The sequence below is a fragment of the Polynucleobacter sp. MG-6-Vaara-E2 genome (assembly GCF_018687695.1).
In the GTDB taxonomy this organism is placed as follows: Bacteria; Pseudomonadota; Gammaproteobacteria; order Burkholderiales; family Burkholderiaceae; genus Polynucleobacter.
Window position 1 is genome coordinate 1,350,091 of the sequence record NZ_CP061303.1, and the last position, 17,571, is coordinate 1,367,661.

The following is a 17,571-nucleotide window of genomic DNA, read 5'->3' on the forward strand; positions in this document are numbered from 1 at the left end:
GCCCCAAATTACCCTAACCCAAGCCTCATAAAAACACCTTTGATCGGGGATAAAAGCAGGTCTTTTGGCTAAATGCCAGACTAAAAAGTAGTTTAGAGCCAAATCCCCTAAATCAATTGAGTCAGATCCATCCTATAGATTTGCCAGTGAAAGCAAAACGCCATTAAAGAAAAATTCAGATGCTTTTTTAGGCTGCCATGATGAATGGGGTAATAGCCCACTAATTACCAAGAATATTCATTTTTTGCTTAAAAATTACCCAGCAATAGTGAATGATTTGACCTTTGTATTTTGCGTTGCGCCAGCTCCGGCAAAGTAAGTCTTAATATTTGCCCAGGAATCGGACACATTGATTGAGGTTACTTTATCTTTACTATTTAGCGCTGAAATATCACCAATGAGTACACCGTTTGCAGTAATTTGATGTAGTTTTGTATTGTTCATAATAGTGTCGCTAATTCCATTGATATTCGTTAGAGAGTCGGCTACATCAATTGATGTAATCTTACTGTTAGTAAGATAGTTATTGGTGCCAGTCAAAGATGTTGTACTAACCGCTGTTAAAGAAAACCCGGTTATTTTTGTATAGGCAACCAACGATGCATTGGCTGTTAATTTGAAATTCGCTTCAGTATCTGACACAGTAATACCACTTACCTTAGGATTAGATTTGAGTGTTAAAACATTGGCAATACTAGCCCCTGTTGCATAGATATTCTTAATCAGATTATTACTTCTCAGGCTGGGTAATGTCGAAGCATTTCCTAATAAGTTTGCTGACGTATCTGTCACGGTCACAGAATTTAACTTACTTCGGATAGAAGGAGCTAATGCAGCATATTGGGCGCTAATGGTACTCACATCGGCAACCGCTGTATTAGTGATCTTCACGCCCAATAAACTAGCATTAATTAGCATGGTCGGCAGATCAGCTGATGCTAAATTTTCATAAGTATCCTGAACGCTAAATTTCAGAACAGCAGGGTCAATTCTGACAGTACCGTAGTCAGCATAGGCAACTCCACTCAAAATAAAAGTATTTTGCCCAGTTAGTTTTGTTTTTAACGCTGTGTATTGTGCGCTAGACATATTTAAAGCTGCTTTTTTCAGCGCTGTACCATCAGTAACTGCAACAGTTAATAAATTTCCGATGTTCGATCCAATCACTGAGCTTGCAGATGCAAGGTCTTTATTCAGATTAGCTGCAGTATCTGAGAGAGAAACAGAAATACTATTGCCAGTTACGGTAGATAAGACCGTTGTGAGAGATGCCGATGTTGGTATGGTAGAAATCTTGACCCCTGAAATCTTACCAGCTGTCCAAGAGGTGATTGCATCACCTAAAGCGGTGTGATTGGTTGTGGTTACCTGCGCTAAGTTAGCGCCGATATCTGTAATTCCGATTGCTGTGAATTTATTTTTTAAGGAGCTGAGTGTAGACAAATTCGCAATTGATGCATCCGTCCCTACAATCGACGAGACCTTGCTACCCAATGCAGTAATGTTGGCAGAATTTCTAATAAGGTCTGCAGCACTACCAGTAATACTAATACTGAGATTGGATTTAAATCCATCCGGTAGAGAATTAATCACCGCCAGATTTCCAGGGCTCACATCTGTAGCAGACATAGATACTGGAATTGAAACCGAAGAGCTACCGGTGATATTAAAAGTTACTTTTGATTTAATCGCATCTGGTAGGGCAAAAATAGTTTGCAGATTCGCAGAAGTGACATCTGCGGCCGCGATGGATATGACAACGGAAGCTACCTTAGATGCCAAGGTTGTACCAATCAGAGTTTTTGCGGCAGTGGCATTAATATTTGCCAACGTATCAGAAACCGTAATCGAGCTTGAGGCAACTCTAGTGTTGCTGTTTATTGCCGCTACATTTGCAGATAAATTCGCAATGTTATCGCTTATGCTGATACCTACTTTAGATTTAATTGCATCTGGTAACGCATTAATCGTCGCCATGTTTTCAGTAGTTAAATCACCTGCACCCATAGATATTGCCACCGAGGAAACCTTTGTTGCAAGCGTTGTTCCAACGAGAGTTTTTGCAGCAGCATCATTAATATTTGCTAAGGTATCAGAAACGGTAATGGAGTTTGAGGCAATTTTGCTACTGCCATTTATTGCTGTTGCGTTTGTAGTCAGGTTTGCAATACTATCTTTTAAAGAAATTGACTTAACGTCTGCATCGCTTATTAATACACCGAGTGCACTAGCATTTCCTGAGAAATTAGTCACTGCAATGCCCTTGTTGCCAGTACCGCGAATTAAAGTCTCTATTGCTTGCTCATGAGCATTGGCGCTATAAACACGATATGCCACTGACACAGGTCCAGCATCACTGACTGTAATTGCATTAATCTTTGAATAAACCGCATCCAGAGTTGAAAAATTATTGCCGCTTAGTCCTGCAGCAGTGTCTGTTACGTCTAATTTGGCAGCACTTAGCTTAAGAATGACATCTTTGTAAGAGGATAGCTTAGAGCCTGTTAAGGATAAATTATCAGTGCCTGAGATTGTTATAGAAGCTATTCTTGCACTATTGGCCTCAAGATCAGCCAAGGCGGCATCAGACAGGTCAGCTGCAGTGCCCGTTACAGTCACGGCCCCTTGATTGGCAAGTGCAGTTGCTAGGGAGCTATAGCCAGTGCCCCCTACTGTATATATTGCAGTCATTCAATTATCCTAATGACACCTAAGAAGCGCCCTCTTTATTCTAACGGCTAAAAGTGAGTAAATCTTAAAAGAACACCCATTTAAAAGATCTAAAAAAACTAATTGGAATAAAATCAAACGAAGCTGCAAAGCCAGTTCAATAATCAGCAAGACAAATCTGCCAATGATTCCAGATATTAGCTAAGCTGTTAATTTATATAGATTTTTTCTAGCTTGAGAAGTTAGCAAGTACTAATAAAGTTCAGCGTAAAGTTACCTAAGATTATTTTGTATCTTTAATTCAAGAATCAATATGGCTGCTATCAATACCTCAATCTCTTACCAATCTCAATTTGCCCCCTCCAACAGATCTATAAATGAGACGCGTACTAAGAGTGGTGCGCAATCTCAAATGGAAGAGATGAAAGGTGTGAGCCTAAAGCCAACAAGCACTCAATTTAAAATCCAGACTGTAGTCCCGATGGGTGATGTTGGAATGCATGTAAATTTGAAAGCTTAAATATTTCACCTGTTATCTAAGATTTCACAAGCACATACACTCAATTCCATGGTCCTACCCCTGTCTCTAAGGCCATTCAGCATTCAGCTACTTAATAACTAAACTGAGGGCAGTAATCGATTAGCTATTTATCTATATAAACTCAGGTACAAAAAAAAATCGTGATCCATAAATAGATCACGATTTTTTTAAATAAAATTACTTGACTTAAGCAGTAATTATCTTCATCTTAGCTCTATCAACTGGACTACCAATTGAATTCACTACACTTAGAATGTCAGCTTTCTGGCTTGCAGAAAGAGCTGCCGTTGTTATTGACTTCATTTTAGACTGGCCTAGTACCTTAACAATATTTAAAGGTGTGTTTACAGGGTCCATAGTCGAGTAAGATGCACCAGTAATTGAGTATCCTGAAACGTTAACATCTTGCTGATATGTGTCAGGAGTTGCTGCATTAAATGCAACACCCGAAACGTTGAATGAGTAATTCTTATTCTGAGGTGTGCTTAAACCATTGGCTGTAGCAAGATTATCAACTCCATTCGCAAATACTGTTTTCAGAGCTGTGTAGACAGCCTCAGTCACTGAGAAACCTTTTTTACTGTTAGCTGTGCCATCAGAGACTACAATTTCAGTCAATTTTTTAACCGTTGGATCTGTTGAATGTACATTGTCATAAAGTGCCTGCAAGTTATTCTGAATATTCACTGCCTTAGCAGAATACGTTACATCGGCATTAGCATTGGCCCTTAAAACCTTCGCTGCAATACTACCAAGCGTAGTAGAACTTTCTGTTCCGTCGCCCAATAAAGTCACTCTAGTAACGTTACCTGCACCGTTATTAAGTCTTCCAATTGCACTCATCGCCTTATCTAAAGAACTGGCACTAAATGAATGTGTACTGGCATTAGAAGCAGTGTTAATGGATGCGGTAGCTGTAACACCTACCTGGATGTAACTATTAGTATCTGCGTATGCGGACGCTTGAGAGTTTAAATGTGCTGCAAGTGCCTTAGCTTTGGTATCGTAAAGTACAAAATTATTTGCATCTAACTTACCAACAAAATATGTAGTACCGGTAGTAAGACCAGCATAAGCTGTTCCACCAATGTTCACATTGTAGGTAATTGCATCACCAGTTTTAAATCCATGAGCCGTCGACGTATGAATTTTCCCAGTAGTAGCGTCATCCGTTAAAGCTGTAGTTGTTGTACCAGCTTTAATCACATCATTAGTAACATCATTTAAATTGCTTGCAGTATCAGCTATTTGTATAGATCTAACAAGATCTGGCATGAGTCTATTGCGATTAACACCTGGTGAAATTACAGTTGTGCTGACTGCCCCTAATTCACCCAAACGCGCTGCTTGAGCTAAGGTTGCTTTAGTCACATCAATTTTATCTAGTGTCGAGGAGCTTGTTGGGGCATTACCTGCCTGACTTACCAAAGTTCCGGCCTGAGCTGCACTAGTATTTACAAGTCCAGCTGTGCTGGAGAGATCAATTGCATGAGCAAAAGTATCGTAGAGAGCAAAATTCGTACTATCAAGTTTTCTTGCATAAACAGTTTGACCAGAAGTAAGTGCTCCTTTGCCGCCAGCTGAAGCTACACCAATACCAGAATAAGTGAGTGCATCACCGGTATTTATAGAAAATCCACCAGTAGGAGTAATGATTCCAGTTCCAACGCCACCATCAGCGGCAGTGATAGTAGTCGTAGATATCTGTGTTGCTGTGTTGATATTGCTATTGTTGAGCTTGCTAATTAAAGCTAGGCTAGCAGTCGTTAGAATATTATCGGCATTATCTTTTAATGTAACACTGGATCCAGCACCCTTTACTAACTTATCTCCAAGAATTGCAAGTTGACTTGCAGTTAGTTTAAGCTCTGTCGCCCCAGTTATTGATATGGAGCCAACACTGCTAATGTTTTTTAGCAAAGCATCCATATGATTTTGAATGTCTGCTCCGCTCCCGCTTACATTAAATACATTTCCGGATAACTTTTCAAGACCTGCAAGGTTAACAACACCATCTAATTTAGCAACTGCAATGGTTGGTTGAGTAATACCGCCACCGTCCGGTGTAATTGTTAACGACTTAATTTTTGAATAGACTGCATCTAGATTATTGAAGTTCGAGCTGGTGCCACTACCAGCCTCAATATCAGTATGGGCAGTTGTGCTGTCTAAAACTATGCTTTTTGTACCAAGCTTTACAAGTGCTGCCTTGTAAGTGGTGACTTGAGTTGCTGTCAAATTAAGATCATTAGTCGCTTTAATTGACCCAATATTTGCCGCAATAGCATCAGTAATACGACCAGAAGTAAGTTCGGCTCTAATTTCATCACCAGTTCCAGTGATCGAAAGCTTTTGAGTGCCCCTCATTGCATTAGCCAAAGCTACGTTATCGTAAACCTGTGCACCTGCGCCGATTTTGATTGCTATAGTCATAACTTACTCCTATTAATTAATTTCTTATCTACTTAAACGGATAAACACTCTGAACTGATTAGTAAAAATATATAAAATATATATGTATATATTTTATATATTTTCTTGGGTCTATATTCTTCAAACTTCTATTGAGAATATTTAACTCCTACGTCTCTTAAGGACATGAGTTTTGATATCTACTCCTTAGGTCCTAAACTAACCTTCTTAATTATGTTTCGGCTATTTTTCTAATTTTGTTTAGCTTTATCCATCCATCTTGGATTGCTGGCGTGCTTACTATAATTTTTTATATCTATAAATTAGATATACAATCTTGTTTTATGCACTCTGTTTCCCTCCTATGAAACATGTCTTCTCAAACCCTTATTTAGTGCCCGCAGAGTCTCTTTGGGAGTTTTTCCCAGAAAAAGAGCTCCAGGGTCAATACTCGAATATCCCCCTAGGGATTGTGATGATTGTTTTGGATAAGCAAAAGCTAGGTCAAGAGCTATCTTTAAAGGGGCTATATAGCTATTTTTCTTGTAGCCACCTTACAGTGAAGAAGTTTGTCGATGCCTTATGTGACGCCGGCTACCTTCAAACCCTTAAATCGTCTTCGGATTCTAGGGTAAAGTACCTTTTAATGACGGACAAATGCAATAATTTATGTCAATCTTTAATACAAAAGCCCCTCAATAACCCGCTTTCTGACTTTCAATAACTGAGTTAGCCATCTTTGAACTTACTTTTTTTGTTAACTACTTAAGACTGTGAAATAACTGTGATCAGGATTCAGGCTCTTTCCGCCTTGGCACTATGCGCCACTCTCTTTGCTTGCGGCAATAATGATTCCGCCCCTAAAGCGGAGGTTTGGCTGCCCGATACTGCAGTAGCCAAACTGCCAATGGAAGAATATGCCGGCATTCCGTTTAATACCAGCGGGCAAGATGCAGTTGATAAATTTAAGTGCACCCAATACGACCTCACTTATAGCTGTAAGATCAAAAACGGGGATAAAGAAGAAGATCTTTGGCTAATCTATAACGAGGTAGGCCGCATGGTATTGATGAAAAAAGAGCTGGGCTACTATAACAAGGAGGTGGCGGACACCATTATTGAGCGCCTGACTATTAAATATGGTATCGATTTCAGCCCTACTGAGGCTCAAGAAAGCGCCTTTGCTACTGGAGTTCGAAAGACTAAAAGCTATGTTTTCGGGGGCGGGCAAGTTGCCTTTCAGATTGGTAGAAGCCTGAATAACCGCAATGAATTGATGCTGGTGTACTTTTTCCCAGAAGATGTCGGGGCAACCTTTGCCAAAAGTGTCATGAACTAAGTAGTGCCCCAGGAAATAGAGCGCTTTGGTTTAAGTTAATTAAAGCAGGGGTTTGCCAGGTTTGAGCTGGGTAGGAACGAAATCTACCTGAGGGGCATCCCCTGCCAAACCTGATTCTTTGGTGTCGTAAGCCCAGGCCAAGATTTGAGCAATTGCCTCAAATAAGGGCAAAGGTATGGTTTCCCCAATTTCAAGCTGACTATATAAATAGCGAGCTAATGGAGGAATTTGGGCAATAGGCACATTAAAGTCTTTGGCTACCTCTTGAATGCGTAAAGCAATCTGGTCTGCCCCTTTAGCCACGACAATCGGCGCCGCCATCTTTTCCATGTCATAACGCAGCGCAACAGAATAGTGCTCTGGGTTGGCTAAGACCACGTCTGCCCGCTCAATGGCCGCCATCATCCGTGATGCAGAGATTTGTCGTTGCATTTGCCGCAAGCGCTGCTTGATCTCTGGCGAGCCATCAGACTCTTTCATCTCCTGCTTCATTTCTTCGGGACTCATCCGAATTTGCTTGCGAAAGTTAAACCATTGCAACCAAGAGTCCCCAACGGCAATTAATAGCAATGGCATCATCAGGAGCATAAAACCATCAAGAATAAGAGACGAGGTTTGCACTAGGGCTGCATCAAAGCCCTGATTCACAATCATCCGAATGTACACAAACAAGCCCGATAAATAAGCTATACCCACACCTAACATCAGGGTCGTTTTTAATAAGTTCTTTAATAGCTCGCTTAAGGCATTAATCGAAAACATGCGCCCTAACCCAGCAATGATGTCTAGCCTGCCCAAATTAAACTGAGGGGCAAAATAAGCCCGAAAGCTCACTAGGGATAAAGGTGCTAGGACCCCAATAATCCACAACGGTATGAAGATCAACGCTAAGAGTATCAGTACAACTAAAAGTGATCCTCCGACCCACTCTTGCATGTGATCCATTAGCTTGGCAGGTTCTGAAAACTGAAAAATGGCCTGGGTCATTAAGACCATTTGCTTAAGTAGCGAGGGGCCAACAGCAGATAAAAAAATCACTACAATTACCAGGGTAGCAAAAGTTGCTAGATCGCGGGATTGCGGTAATTGACCCTGTTCGCGGGCACGCAGAATACGCCGCTCACTCGGTTCTAGTTCCCGTTCTTGGGAGTTATCTCCACCTTCAGCCACTCTCTAGTACCTCATTCAAAATCAAACTATGACTCAAGCTTACACCCTGCGCACCTATTCTTACCCGAAAAGGATTAGGGCTAGAGCTGAAGCAAAGATTTAGGGGTTAAGCTGGATCTTAGGTTGAGATTTTACTGGGGCAAGGTCTTTTTGATAGCAGCGACTTTTTCTTCAGCAGCAACAAGCTCTTGGCTACTTAAATCTGCTTTTAGCTTAGCCAGCTCTGAAATGGCCAACGGATTACCGGTGGCATCTGATATGGCCATCCAGATATACGCTTTTGGAAGATCTATCGCAATTTGCCCACCATCCATATACATATGGGCCAAGTTATATTGACCCACTGCACTTCCTGCCATCGCTGCTTTTTCAAACCAATGAAGTGCTAGTTGCGGAGCATTGTCTAAAGTGTCGATCTTTTGGTACAGGACCCCCAATTCGAGCATTGCCTCAATATTGCCCTTCTCCGCTGCACGCTTTAGCCAGACCAAGCCTTGCTCAATATTTTTTTGAGTACCGATGCCTTGGATGTACATCAACGATAAATCGTACTGAGCCTTGGTATCACCTGACTCTGCTAGAGCTTGAAATAATTGATAGGCTTTGGTGTAGTCACCTGCGGCATAAGCAGATCTTGCATTTTGATAGTCTGAACAAGCCATCAACATACTAGTCAGCGCCACCAAAATAGACATGTGCAGGCAGGTGCGCCAATGAAGTTGGGTCATGGCTATTGAGAATCAACCCCCCAGTCAATATTCATACGAGCTGGGGCGTTTATTTTTTATCAGTTTTGGGTTTACTTTTTATTCGGTGGTGCTGGCTTTTTCTCTTCAACTTCCTCGGCGTCCTCATCGGGTGGCGCATCGGAAGCTTTAGGCACAGCTACTGGTGGGGGTGGTGCCACGTAATAGCTTGCTCCTAGATCTCCACCGATCATCCTGGCAAAACCTCCAAAATAACGGCGCGTGAGATCTGGGTAGTGAGGAGCATTTGACAAATAGCCCTTGGAGCGAATGCAAGCATTGTTATTCATGCTACCTTCGCAACTTGCAATCGCTGCGAGTCGACCAACCTCAAATTGCTCACCTAAGATAAAAGCAAAAATCACTAGGACTAGCGGCAAAATAAACAACAGCAAGAGCTTTTTTGCCAATCGTATTAAGGGTTCAATTTTCTCATTCATAAAAGTCAATTTCCAATCAATAGCGTATCAATGTTGCTCAGACTTCTTTGGCGCACCTTGAACCAAATCACTGGGTAACTTTCGCCAAGTTGCAATAGGTTCCTTATTATGCAACTTTGCATACATCTGAATAATTCTAGGGTCTGCAAGGTCTATATTATCCTTCATCGCGTTGTACATTCGCGCCGCAGCAATTTGATTGCCCTGCTCAATATAGGCGTTTGCGGCTTTGTAAAAGTACAAGCCTGCCTTTTCTTTTTGTGGGCTACTAACGATAGAAATTAGATAAAGATTGCCCAAGTACTCGCAGGCACTGGGGTTATTAATCTTAGCTGGAACAGAAAAGTACTTTACTGCTAATAAATATTGCTGTTTTGCATAGCGCCGAAAAACAGTATTGGTCAAGATAAAGTCGGGATGCGTCACGATTTCAGCTTGCTGATCGTAGTACTTCATGCGCTCAAAGGCAATTAAGCCCCGATAGTAGTTTGCCTGTACATCACCTTCTGCTGCCAAAGTATCTAGTTTTTCCAATATCCTTAAGGCATCCTTGCTGTAACGCAATACCTCATCTTCTGGATCAATGCATTTTGGGTCTTTGACACAGGCGACCGCGACGATCGTTTTATCATAAGCGCGTTTATATCGTCTATACAGTTTTTTTGCTTCACTTGCTGGCCCCACAAAAGGCTCATTCGAGGCTGAAGCATCAGAAGTACGCTCTTTGTGTGAACCACCATCATGCGCTTTTGGGTCTGAGGCGTTTCCCAATGCCGGCACAACCATGAATAAAACGAGAAAGATTCTAAAGAGCGGTAACAAGGCCTTACCTCTCAGGCTTGCCTGTAGCTGGTTTGTCTGGTTTAGAGATGTCCATTGCTGGTGCTACCGGTTTGTCTTTGGATAAAAATTGTGCAGGCGCTCTTAAATTAGAGGGTATATCTTGCGCCCCTTTTGGAATGACTTCGGCCTCTCTCTCGATTGGCCTTTGGATTGGCTTTTCTTCCTTCTTCGGCTTTTTATTTAAGAGCGTAATGGAAATACGACGATTTAAGGGGTCGTTCAAATCGGTTGGATTTAAAGGAATCGTATCTGCAAACCCGATCACTTGCGCCACATTGGAAGGCGCTAAGCCTCCAGCAATCATTTCTCGGCGAGCCACATTAGCACGCTCACTTGAAAGCTCCCAATTGGTATAACCCGCTTCACCATTGGCATATTTTGAAGTATCGGTATGACCCTCAATTCGGATCTTGCCAGTGTTGTCATTTAATGACTTACCAATCACGCGCAATAAACGACGCGCTGCCACGCTTGGTACCACGCCACCGCTATTAAATAAGGGCTTGCCTTTTTCATCAACCACCTGAATCCGCAGACCCTCTGAGGTAATATCCATGAAGAGCTGCCCTTTAATATTTTTTAATTCAGCATCAGCCTCAACATTTTTCTCAATCTCACTTTTTACAGCTTCGTTTTTGGTTCTGTCTTTACGGGCATTTTCAACATCAGTTACCGACGAGTCGCTCACTCGGCGCTGCTCAGTATCGGCATCTGCTTTGGCTTCAACCCCAGAAACTTTTGAGATATTGTCTCCACCCCCCTTTATAATCCGGGTAGTCTCGCCGGACCCTTGGCCGCCGCTCATCGAAACGCGCATCGGATTTTGAAAGTAGGAGGATATACCAGCCAAGTCACCCGCTGTGGTGGATCCTAAAACCCACATGAGCAGGAAGAAGGCCATCATCGCCGTTACGAAGTCGGCGTATGCAATTTTCCATGCACCGCCATGATGACCGTGACCGCCTTTTTTAACGCGCTTTACAACAATAATGGGCGCGTCGGACTTAGCCATCGTGCTTACTTCCCTTTAGCGGCTTTAGTACCTTCATCAAGCTCAGTAAAGGTTGGACGTTGATAGGTAAAGAGTACTTTGCGTCCAAACTCTACGGCTGCTGCAGGTGGGAAATTATTTAGACTCGCGAGCAATATGGCTTTAATTGCCATGAAAGCCCTGGTTTCAGATTCTGCTTGCTGCTCCAATACTTTAGCTACTGGTTGCACAAAAGCATAGGCCAATAAAATACCCAAGAAGGTACCCACGAGCGCAGCACCAATGAGCTTACCTAACTCTGCTGGGGGCAAACCAATGGAGCCCATGGTATGAACCACACCCATCACCGCCGCCACAATACCAAAAGCGGGTAGACCATCACCCACCATCGTCACCGATGCCACAGGGATATGACTTTCTTGATGATGAACATCTAACTCTTGTTCCATTAAGCTTTCAATTTGGATGAGATCCAATGAGCCACCCAGCATCATCCGCAAGTAGTCGGTAATAAAGTCAACTAAGTGGTGGTCCTTCAAAATATCAGGGTAGTTTTCAAACAGCGGACTGGCTTCAGGCTCTTCGATATCCCCTTCTAGAGACATCAAACCATCCCGCTTTACTTTTTGTAAAATCTCAAACATCAAACACAGTAAATCTAGGTGTTTTTTCTTCTGATCGCCGGCCCCCTTAAAAGCACCTCCCAAGGCACCAAGCGTTTTCTTCAGATTAATGATGGTATTAGATGCAATCATCGTTCCGACAGCGGCTCCGACAATGGTCAAAACCTCCGTTGGCTGCCATAGAACCGCGATATGGCCACCATGCAAGGCATAGCCGCCTAGGGCGCAACCCATCGCAATGATCCAGCCTAATGGAATATTCATACTTCTATTTACTCAATTTAAAGTTTGGAAAACAAGTTACTTTGCTGAAGTTTAGCAAACATCGCCTGAGCTGCGTTTAATAAGGTCTGGGCTTTAGTGTAAGCCGCTGTTGCTGCAGCCATATCGGTGTCCAAAATGTCCGAGGAAGCAGCCTTGATTTGTGTACCCATGGCAGTTGTCACTCTTTTCGAAACATCTAACTGGCTAGAAATAGCCCCACTCGTTTGCTGAGCTGTCATTAATTGGTCATAAGATGCGTTTAAGTTCGTCGATATTGTCGCTGCATCGCCTGCAATGGCTTGCGCGCCATTAGCACGACCATCTAAGTAACTCACAAAACTGTCGATACTACTGTAAAGCGATGAGGATTGAGGGTCGCTAGAAGAGCCGCCAATGCCGAAGGCTAAATTAAATTGCACCCCCGAGTCGACCATCACATTAGGCTCTATTTGAACTTGATTGACTACGTCGGAAAAAATGGCGTGACCACTAGCGTCTTTGGCTGCCATTTGACTAACAATAGTGTCACGGATTGACTCAGCTTGAATTTTTAAGGCCCCATAATTGGAGGGACTTAAGGCGGTATTTTGTGACTGTACGAATAATTGCTTTAGGGTAGTAAATTGGTTCAAAATACTATCCATCTGGGTTTGAGCATTATTATGGATGCTCGTAACGATATCTTGATTGCTCTTGAACATCTGCAAACGAGAGGTATCAAAATCTAGCTCTACACCCCTTGATACAGCATAGATACTATCTGAGGCCTTACTGTAATTTTTGCCAGTATTAATTTTTTGTTGCCATTCAGTAGCGCTGACCAAACTATTATTCATAGAATCGACGCCGGCGTCTAACACTTGATTGGTGCTAATTCGAATACTCATAATCTACTCTCAATTCATGATCGATAGAAGCGCATTGAACATTTGATTGCCAGTCTGCAATACCTTAGTTGATGCCGTATATAACTGCTGATACTTCAATAGATTTGCAGCTTCCTCATCAAGGTTGACTCCTGAAACTGAATCTTTTTGACTTTTCAGGTTGGCCATCACTGCAGTATCTGCTTTTTGAGTACTTTTCCAAGTTGCCACTTGAACACCAACATCACTTACTAAACTTGCGCTACTACCAATAAATATCGAGCTTTGCTTTTGTAAAGTATTAGCTGCATCAGATGTAATAAGGGAATTGCCCATCACATCAAAATAGGCAGCAGTATCGGTTGGAGCCAGAGAAATAAAATTAGCGGCCTTAAAACCAGAAGCGGTTAGGCTGTTGCTTGAGTCTGCTAAATAGTTATAAAGTCGATCGATATTTTCTTGTGAATTAATCCCCGATACCAACTGTCCATATGAATCTGCCACACTATTAATATCGGCAGTGATATCCCCTTCTAGACTAGGAAGTTTTTGAGCGCCCACCTGAAAACCAAAAATAGCGAGCAAGGGATTAGTCTGAGTGAAAACATTGTTTGCTGTTTGACTAGCTGTATTGGCAGCAGACACTAGACCCAGTGCAATCGTATCTAATCGCTGGTCAATTTTAGGTACAAAGGTATTAACCAATTCTAATAATGCGCCTGCTTGACCGCCCTCTAAGTGTTGAACACTAGTAAGCGTTGTATTGTCTGACCCACTCTTTAATGAATAGACTGCTGTATGCATGTCTTGTCCACCATTCATCACCAGCTTATTGGCTACTGTACGATCAACCAAGGGCATGCCTGCAATTAAATGTGTGGCTGTACCATCGGCATTAATGAGCGATTGTCCACCTACCAACTTTTGTAGCTGAGATAATAAGCGGTCTCGCTCATCCAACAAATCTGCTGATGGATAAGAATTGCCAGAACTAGTGCCTTTAATAATTTGAGCATTGATTTGTGCCAACTCAGGCAACAGGGTATTTACCTGCGCAGCGGTATCGGCCAAACCTTTTTTAGCGTCACTCGTGATTTGTGAGGTTAAGCTGCTCATCCCCACAATGCGTCTTGCTACCTCATTAGCTGAGGCAGTAATCGCTGCGGCTTGCGGTTTACTAGTAGGATCGGCTGCATAGGTACCAACAGCATTAAAGAAATTGCTAATCGCAGTATTTAATCCGGTTGACTGGTCAGCCACCAAGGTATCGATTCCTTGAGTGTATTGCACTAAGGTGTCTGAATAACTCGATTTAGCCTGCTGAGACAAAACCTGAGAATTCAGCAATGAAGAGTATTGACGTGTAAAACCCTCTACAGCAAAACTCGTACCATTGAGCATCAAAGAATTGGGTGCTAGGGCATTAATTGTGGCATCTGCAGTGCGACGCGTGAAACCATCTACTGAAGCACCAGCAACGTTTTGTGAGGTTGTCAGAATGCCTGCCTGCGCTATATTTAAGGCAGACATTGCAGAATCGGTAATGGAGTAGACGCCCATTTATTTACCTTAATTAAGGATTGCTCACAAATCCATTCGGTCTTTGCAATGATTGCGAAGTTTCAGCCGAAAGAGGTGCCGAGCGAGGAGTGTTTAATGGTTTTACGGCTACTTCTTGAATTCCACTTAGTTTTGCTCGGTTAGATTGCGCAATTAGCTGTTCAGCCATTTGTTTTCCAAATCCAACGCCTTGCCCCTGGGAAAGCAAATCAGCCACATGATCGTCCATGATCTCAAGATACGACTTGGAAGTACTACTTTGCTCATCCATGCCGTTTAAATTTGTATTGCGGGCTGAACTGAGCATCTGCCTCAATAAGGTACGCTCAAATCCCTGTGCAGCCTGCTTTAATTTAGCGTCATTAGTAGAGGTAGATGGTGATGTTTTAACAACAGCGGCGCCCTGCAACATTCTTGCGCTATTAGGATCGATAGAAGGTGTCAGATGATTAACATCCATTAAATCACCTCTAATTCTGCACGCAATGCACCAGCAGCCCTTAGAGATTGCAAAATAGAAATAAGGTCTTGTGGGGTAGCGCCCATCATATTAAGGGCCTTAACCACTTGGTCTAAAGAGGCTCCTCCTGGGACAGCAATCAGACTATTTTCCTTACCACTATCACTAATCGTTGCAGTATCTTCAGTGGCGGTAGTGGTCTGTCCGCGACTAAATGGTAATGGCTGGCTTACTGTGGGCGACTGCTGGATTTTGATCGTTAAGTTACCGTGCGCTACAGCGGACGGTGAAAGCTTGACCGCTTGATTCATGACCACAGAGCCTGTACGTGAATTTAATATTACCCGCGCTGGTTGACTACCCATCGGTACATCTAAATCTTGCAAAGCTGCCATAAATGCAGTTCTTTTTAATGGCTCTGTGGGAACGCGTACATTTAGGGATCTAGCATCAATAGGTAATGCCGTTCCAACACCAAAACGACGACCAATCGTCTCTGCCGTTCTTTGCATCAATGAAAAATCCGCCTGACGTAGATCAAGTTGCACAAACTCATCAACTAAGAGCGCTGGGACCGCCCTTTCGACAATACCGCCAGAAGGAATTCGCCCAGCTGATAAATGGTTCACAGAAGTTGCAGCGCCACCCGTTGCAGCACGTGAACCTCCAATAACAATATTTCCTTGAGCCTGAGCATACACTTGACCGTCAGCAGCCTTAAGCGGTGTCATCACTAATGTGCCACCTTTTAGGCTGGTTGAATTTCCCAAAGAGGAAACTGTCACATCGATTTGTTGACCAGGTCTTGAAAGCGCCGGGAATTCTGCAGTGACCATCACCGCCGCTGTATTACGCAGCTGAGTTTGATTACCCGTTGATGGCAAAGTAACGCCTAACACCCCGATCATTTGCAAGACACTTTGTAGTGTAAATGGTGTCTGAGTTGTTTGATCACCCGTGCCATCTAAACCAACCACTAGGCCATAACCCACAAGTTGATTTGATCTTTGACCTGCGGTGTCTGCAATATCCTTAATGCGATCGGCAAAGCAGATGTTATTAAAGCAACTAATACTTACTAAGATGAGTAAGCCTTTTGTGCACCAAGAGAAGAAATCGTTGATCTTCATCAGAAAGGCGCCAACTTTAGCATTAGGCGCGTAAACCAGCCGGTACTTTGAGTATCATCAGTAGCGCCGCGGCCACGATACTCAATGCGAGCATCTGCAACTTGCTGTGATGAAACTTGATTAAATACGAGTGTATTTGGATTAACAATACCGCCAAAGCGAATAATTTCTTCTTCGTTACTAACAGCAACCTGTTTTTCACCAGCAACAACTAAATTTCCGTTAGATAGAATTTCTACAACGGTAACTGTAATCGTTCCAGCAAAGGTATTACTGGCAGCGCTCGAGCCAGAACCTTCACTCTTGATGTCTCCTGTGCCTGCAAAATTGGCTGCATTAGCAAGGCTAAACATTGCCCCATTAAATGTTGGGCTATTATTACCAAACGTTGAAGTACCATTTGCTTTACGTGCTGCCGCCATACCGGAATTTTTCGCCGCACTGGTTGTTTCATTCAGCAGCACTGTTAGCGTATCGCCAACGTTTCTAGCGCGTCGATCTTCAAATAGCGGTCTATGGCTGACTGCATTAATATAGGGTCCTCCAGAATTGGCTGGATACAGACTGCCCATATTTGCAGACGTTTCCTGGATAGGGCGTGGTCTTGCAGTCGTTGGTGTAGACAATAAAGAAGGTCGGTCGGCACTAGCGCAAGCGGCCAACAAAATGGCACTCACAGCGCTTACTAAGCCATAACGAAAAAGTCTACCTAGATGAATCATTATTGCCCCAAATTGCTAACGCGTTGCAAAATTTGATCAGAAGCAGTTACTGCTCTAGTGTTAATTTCATAGGCGCGCTGCGCTGCAATTAGATTAACCAATTCTTCAGCAACGTTCACATTGGACTGCTCAATGTAGTACTGATTCATCGTACCCATACCATTGAGCCCAGGTAGACCGTTTGTTGCATTACCAGAGGCTGGTGAAGCGATATAGTTACCACCACCAAGAGCAACCAATCCTGCTGGGTTAATAAAGTTGGCCATCGACAGTTGACCGACTTGCGTTACATTTCCAGCCTGATCAGTGGCTTGCACTTGACCAGTCAAGCTAATCGTAAGAGAAGTTGCACTAATCGGAACTGTCAATCCAGGGGAAACGACATTTCCTGATGAGGTCACAATTTGGCCAGTAGCGCTTTTACTAAATTGACCATTGCGGGTGTAAGCAGTAGTTCCATCAGCTAATGCAATTTGAAAGAAACCATTTCCATTAATTGCAATATCTAATTGATTACCTGTTTGATACAAGGTGCCTTGCAGATTGTTTCTTTCAGTAGAGGTAATCGCTGAACCTGATCCCACCTGAAGACCGGTAGGCAATAGGTTTTGTGCGTTAGCTGCAGAGCCAGAGGCACGGATAGTCGTGTAGAGTAAATCCTGAAATAAAGGCTGGACTCGCTTAAATGCTGTAGTAGACGCGTTAGCCAAATTATTAGATATCGTATCTAAATTCATCTGCTGGGCATCCATACCCGTTTTAGCAATCCATAGTGAACGTAACATTGTTTATCT

Annotated in this window: 15 protein-coding genes; 1 reads left to right on the forward strand and 14 read right to left on the reverse strand. The window is 42.9% G+C overall.

Translation table 11 applies throughout. The features are described 5' to 3' along the window. Positions 1-255: 255 nt before the first annotated feature. Together ICV38_RS06960 and ICV38_RS06965 are read right to left on the reverse strand one after the other, a co-directional pair. Positions 256-2,691 carry a hypothetical protein gene (locus tag ICV38_RS06960; RefSeq protein WP_215378651.1) on the reverse strand — a complete coding sequence of 812 codons (2,436 nt, stop codon included), beginning with the start codon at positions 2,689-2,691 and terminating at the stop codon, positions 256-258. A gap of 706 nt (positions 2,692-3,397) precedes the next feature. Further along, positions 3,398-5,644, reverse strand: a complete 2,247-nt coding sequence (locus tag ICV38_RS06965; protein WP_215378653.1) for a hypothetical protein — start codon at positions 5,642-5,644, stop codon at positions 3,398-3,400. A 763-nt stretch (positions 5,645-6,407) separates the two neighbouring features. On the opposite strand from ICV38_RS06965, the gene ICV38_RS06970 reads away from it, so the two are divergent. After that, positions 6,408-6,962: a hypothetical protein gene (locus tag ICV38_RS06970; RefSeq protein WP_215378654.1), complete on the forward strand. Its 555-nt coding sequence runs from the start codon at positions 6,408-6,410 to the stop codon at positions 6,960-6,962. 39 nt (positions 6,963-7,001) lie between these two features. Here ICV38_RS06970 and ICV38_RS06975 read toward each other — a convergent pair whose 3' ends face one another. The 12 genes from ICV38_RS06975 to flgG all read right to left on the reverse strand — a co-directional run bounded on the left by ICV38_RS06975 (position 7,002) and on the right by flgG (position 17,562). Beyond that, positions 7,002-8,132: a flagellar biosynthesis protein FlhB gene (locus ICV38_RS06975; protein WP_215378656.1), complete on the reverse strand. Its 1,131-nt coding sequence runs from the start codon at positions 8,130-8,132 to the stop codon at positions 7,002-7,004. 131 nt (positions 8,133-8,263) lie between these two features. After that, a complete protein-coding gene (locus ICV38_RS06980; RefSeq protein ID WP_215378657.1) occupies positions 8,264-8,860 on the reverse strand; it encodes a tetratricopeptide repeat protein in 597 nt (198 codons plus the stop codon). A 71-nt stretch (positions 8,861-8,931) separates the two neighbouring features. After that, positions 8,932-9,318, reverse strand: a complete 387-nt coding sequence (locus tag ICV38_RS06985; protein ID WP_215378659.1) for a hypothetical protein — start codon at positions 9,316-9,318, stop codon at positions 8,932-8,934. A 27-nt stretch (positions 9,319-9,345) separates the two neighbouring features. After that, entirely contained in the window at positions 9,346-10,104 is a 759-nt protein-coding gene (locus ICV38_RS06990; protein WP_215378661.1) for a hypothetical protein, read from the reverse strand. 40 nt (positions 10,105-10,144) lie between these two features. Then, on the reverse strand, positions 10,145-11,173 hold the full coding sequence (gene motB / locus ICV38_RS06995; RefSeq protein WP_215378663.1) for a flagellar motor protein MotB: 1,029 nt from the start codon (positions 11,171-11,173) through the stop codon (positions 10,145-10,147). Between the two features lie 5 nt (positions 11,174-11,178). Next, positions 11,179-12,039 (reverse strand): flagellar motor stator protein MotA, encoded by an 861-nt coding sequence (gene motA / locus ICV38_RS07000; RefSeq protein WP_215378664.1) that lies wholly within the window; start codon positions 12,037-12,039, stop codon positions 11,179-11,181. A 17-nt stretch (positions 12,040-12,056) separates the two neighbouring features. Continuing rightward, positions 12,057-12,926: a flagellin gene (locus ICV38_RS07005; protein ID WP_215378666.1), complete on the reverse strand. Its 870-nt coding sequence runs from the start codon at positions 12,924-12,926 to the stop codon at positions 12,057-12,059. Positions 12,927-12,935: 9 nt separating this feature from the next. Beyond that, the gene (gene flgK / locus ICV38_RS07010; RefSeq protein ID WP_215378669.1) at positions 12,936-14,465 is read right to left on the reverse strand and encodes a flagellar hook-associated protein FlgK; all 1,530 of its coding nucleotides are present in this window, start codon (positions 14,463-14,465) and stop codon (positions 12,936-12,938) included. Positions 14,466-14,478: 13 nt separating this feature from the next. After that, positions 14,479-14,925, reverse strand: coding sequence for a hypothetical protein (locus ICV38_RS07015; protein WP_215378671.1), 447 nt, complete (start codon positions 14,923-14,925; stop codon positions 14,479-14,481). After that, positions 14,925-16,055 carry a flagellar basal body P-ring protein FlgI gene (locus ICV38_RS07020; RefSeq protein WP_215378673.1) on the reverse strand — a complete coding sequence of 377 codons (1,131 nt, stop codon included), beginning with the start codon at positions 16,053-16,055 and terminating at the stop codon, positions 14,925-14,927. Before ICV38_RS07020 ends, ICV38_RS07015 begins: the two co-directional genes overlap by 1 nt. Next, positions 16,055-16,777, reverse strand: coding sequence for a flagellar basal body L-ring protein FlgH (locus ICV38_RS07025; RefSeq protein WP_215378675.1), 723 nt, complete (start codon positions 16,775-16,777; stop codon positions 16,055-16,057). Before ICV38_RS07025 ends, ICV38_RS07020 begins: the two co-directional genes overlap by 1 nt. Next, positions 16,777-17,562 (reverse strand): flagellar basal-body rod protein FlgG, encoded by a 786-nt coding sequence (gene flgG / locus ICV38_RS07030; protein WP_215305989.1) that lies wholly within the window; start codon positions 17,560-17,562, stop codon positions 16,777-16,779. Before flgG ends, ICV38_RS07025 begins: the two co-directional genes overlap by 1 nt. Positions 17,563-17,571 lie beyond the last annotated feature (9 nt).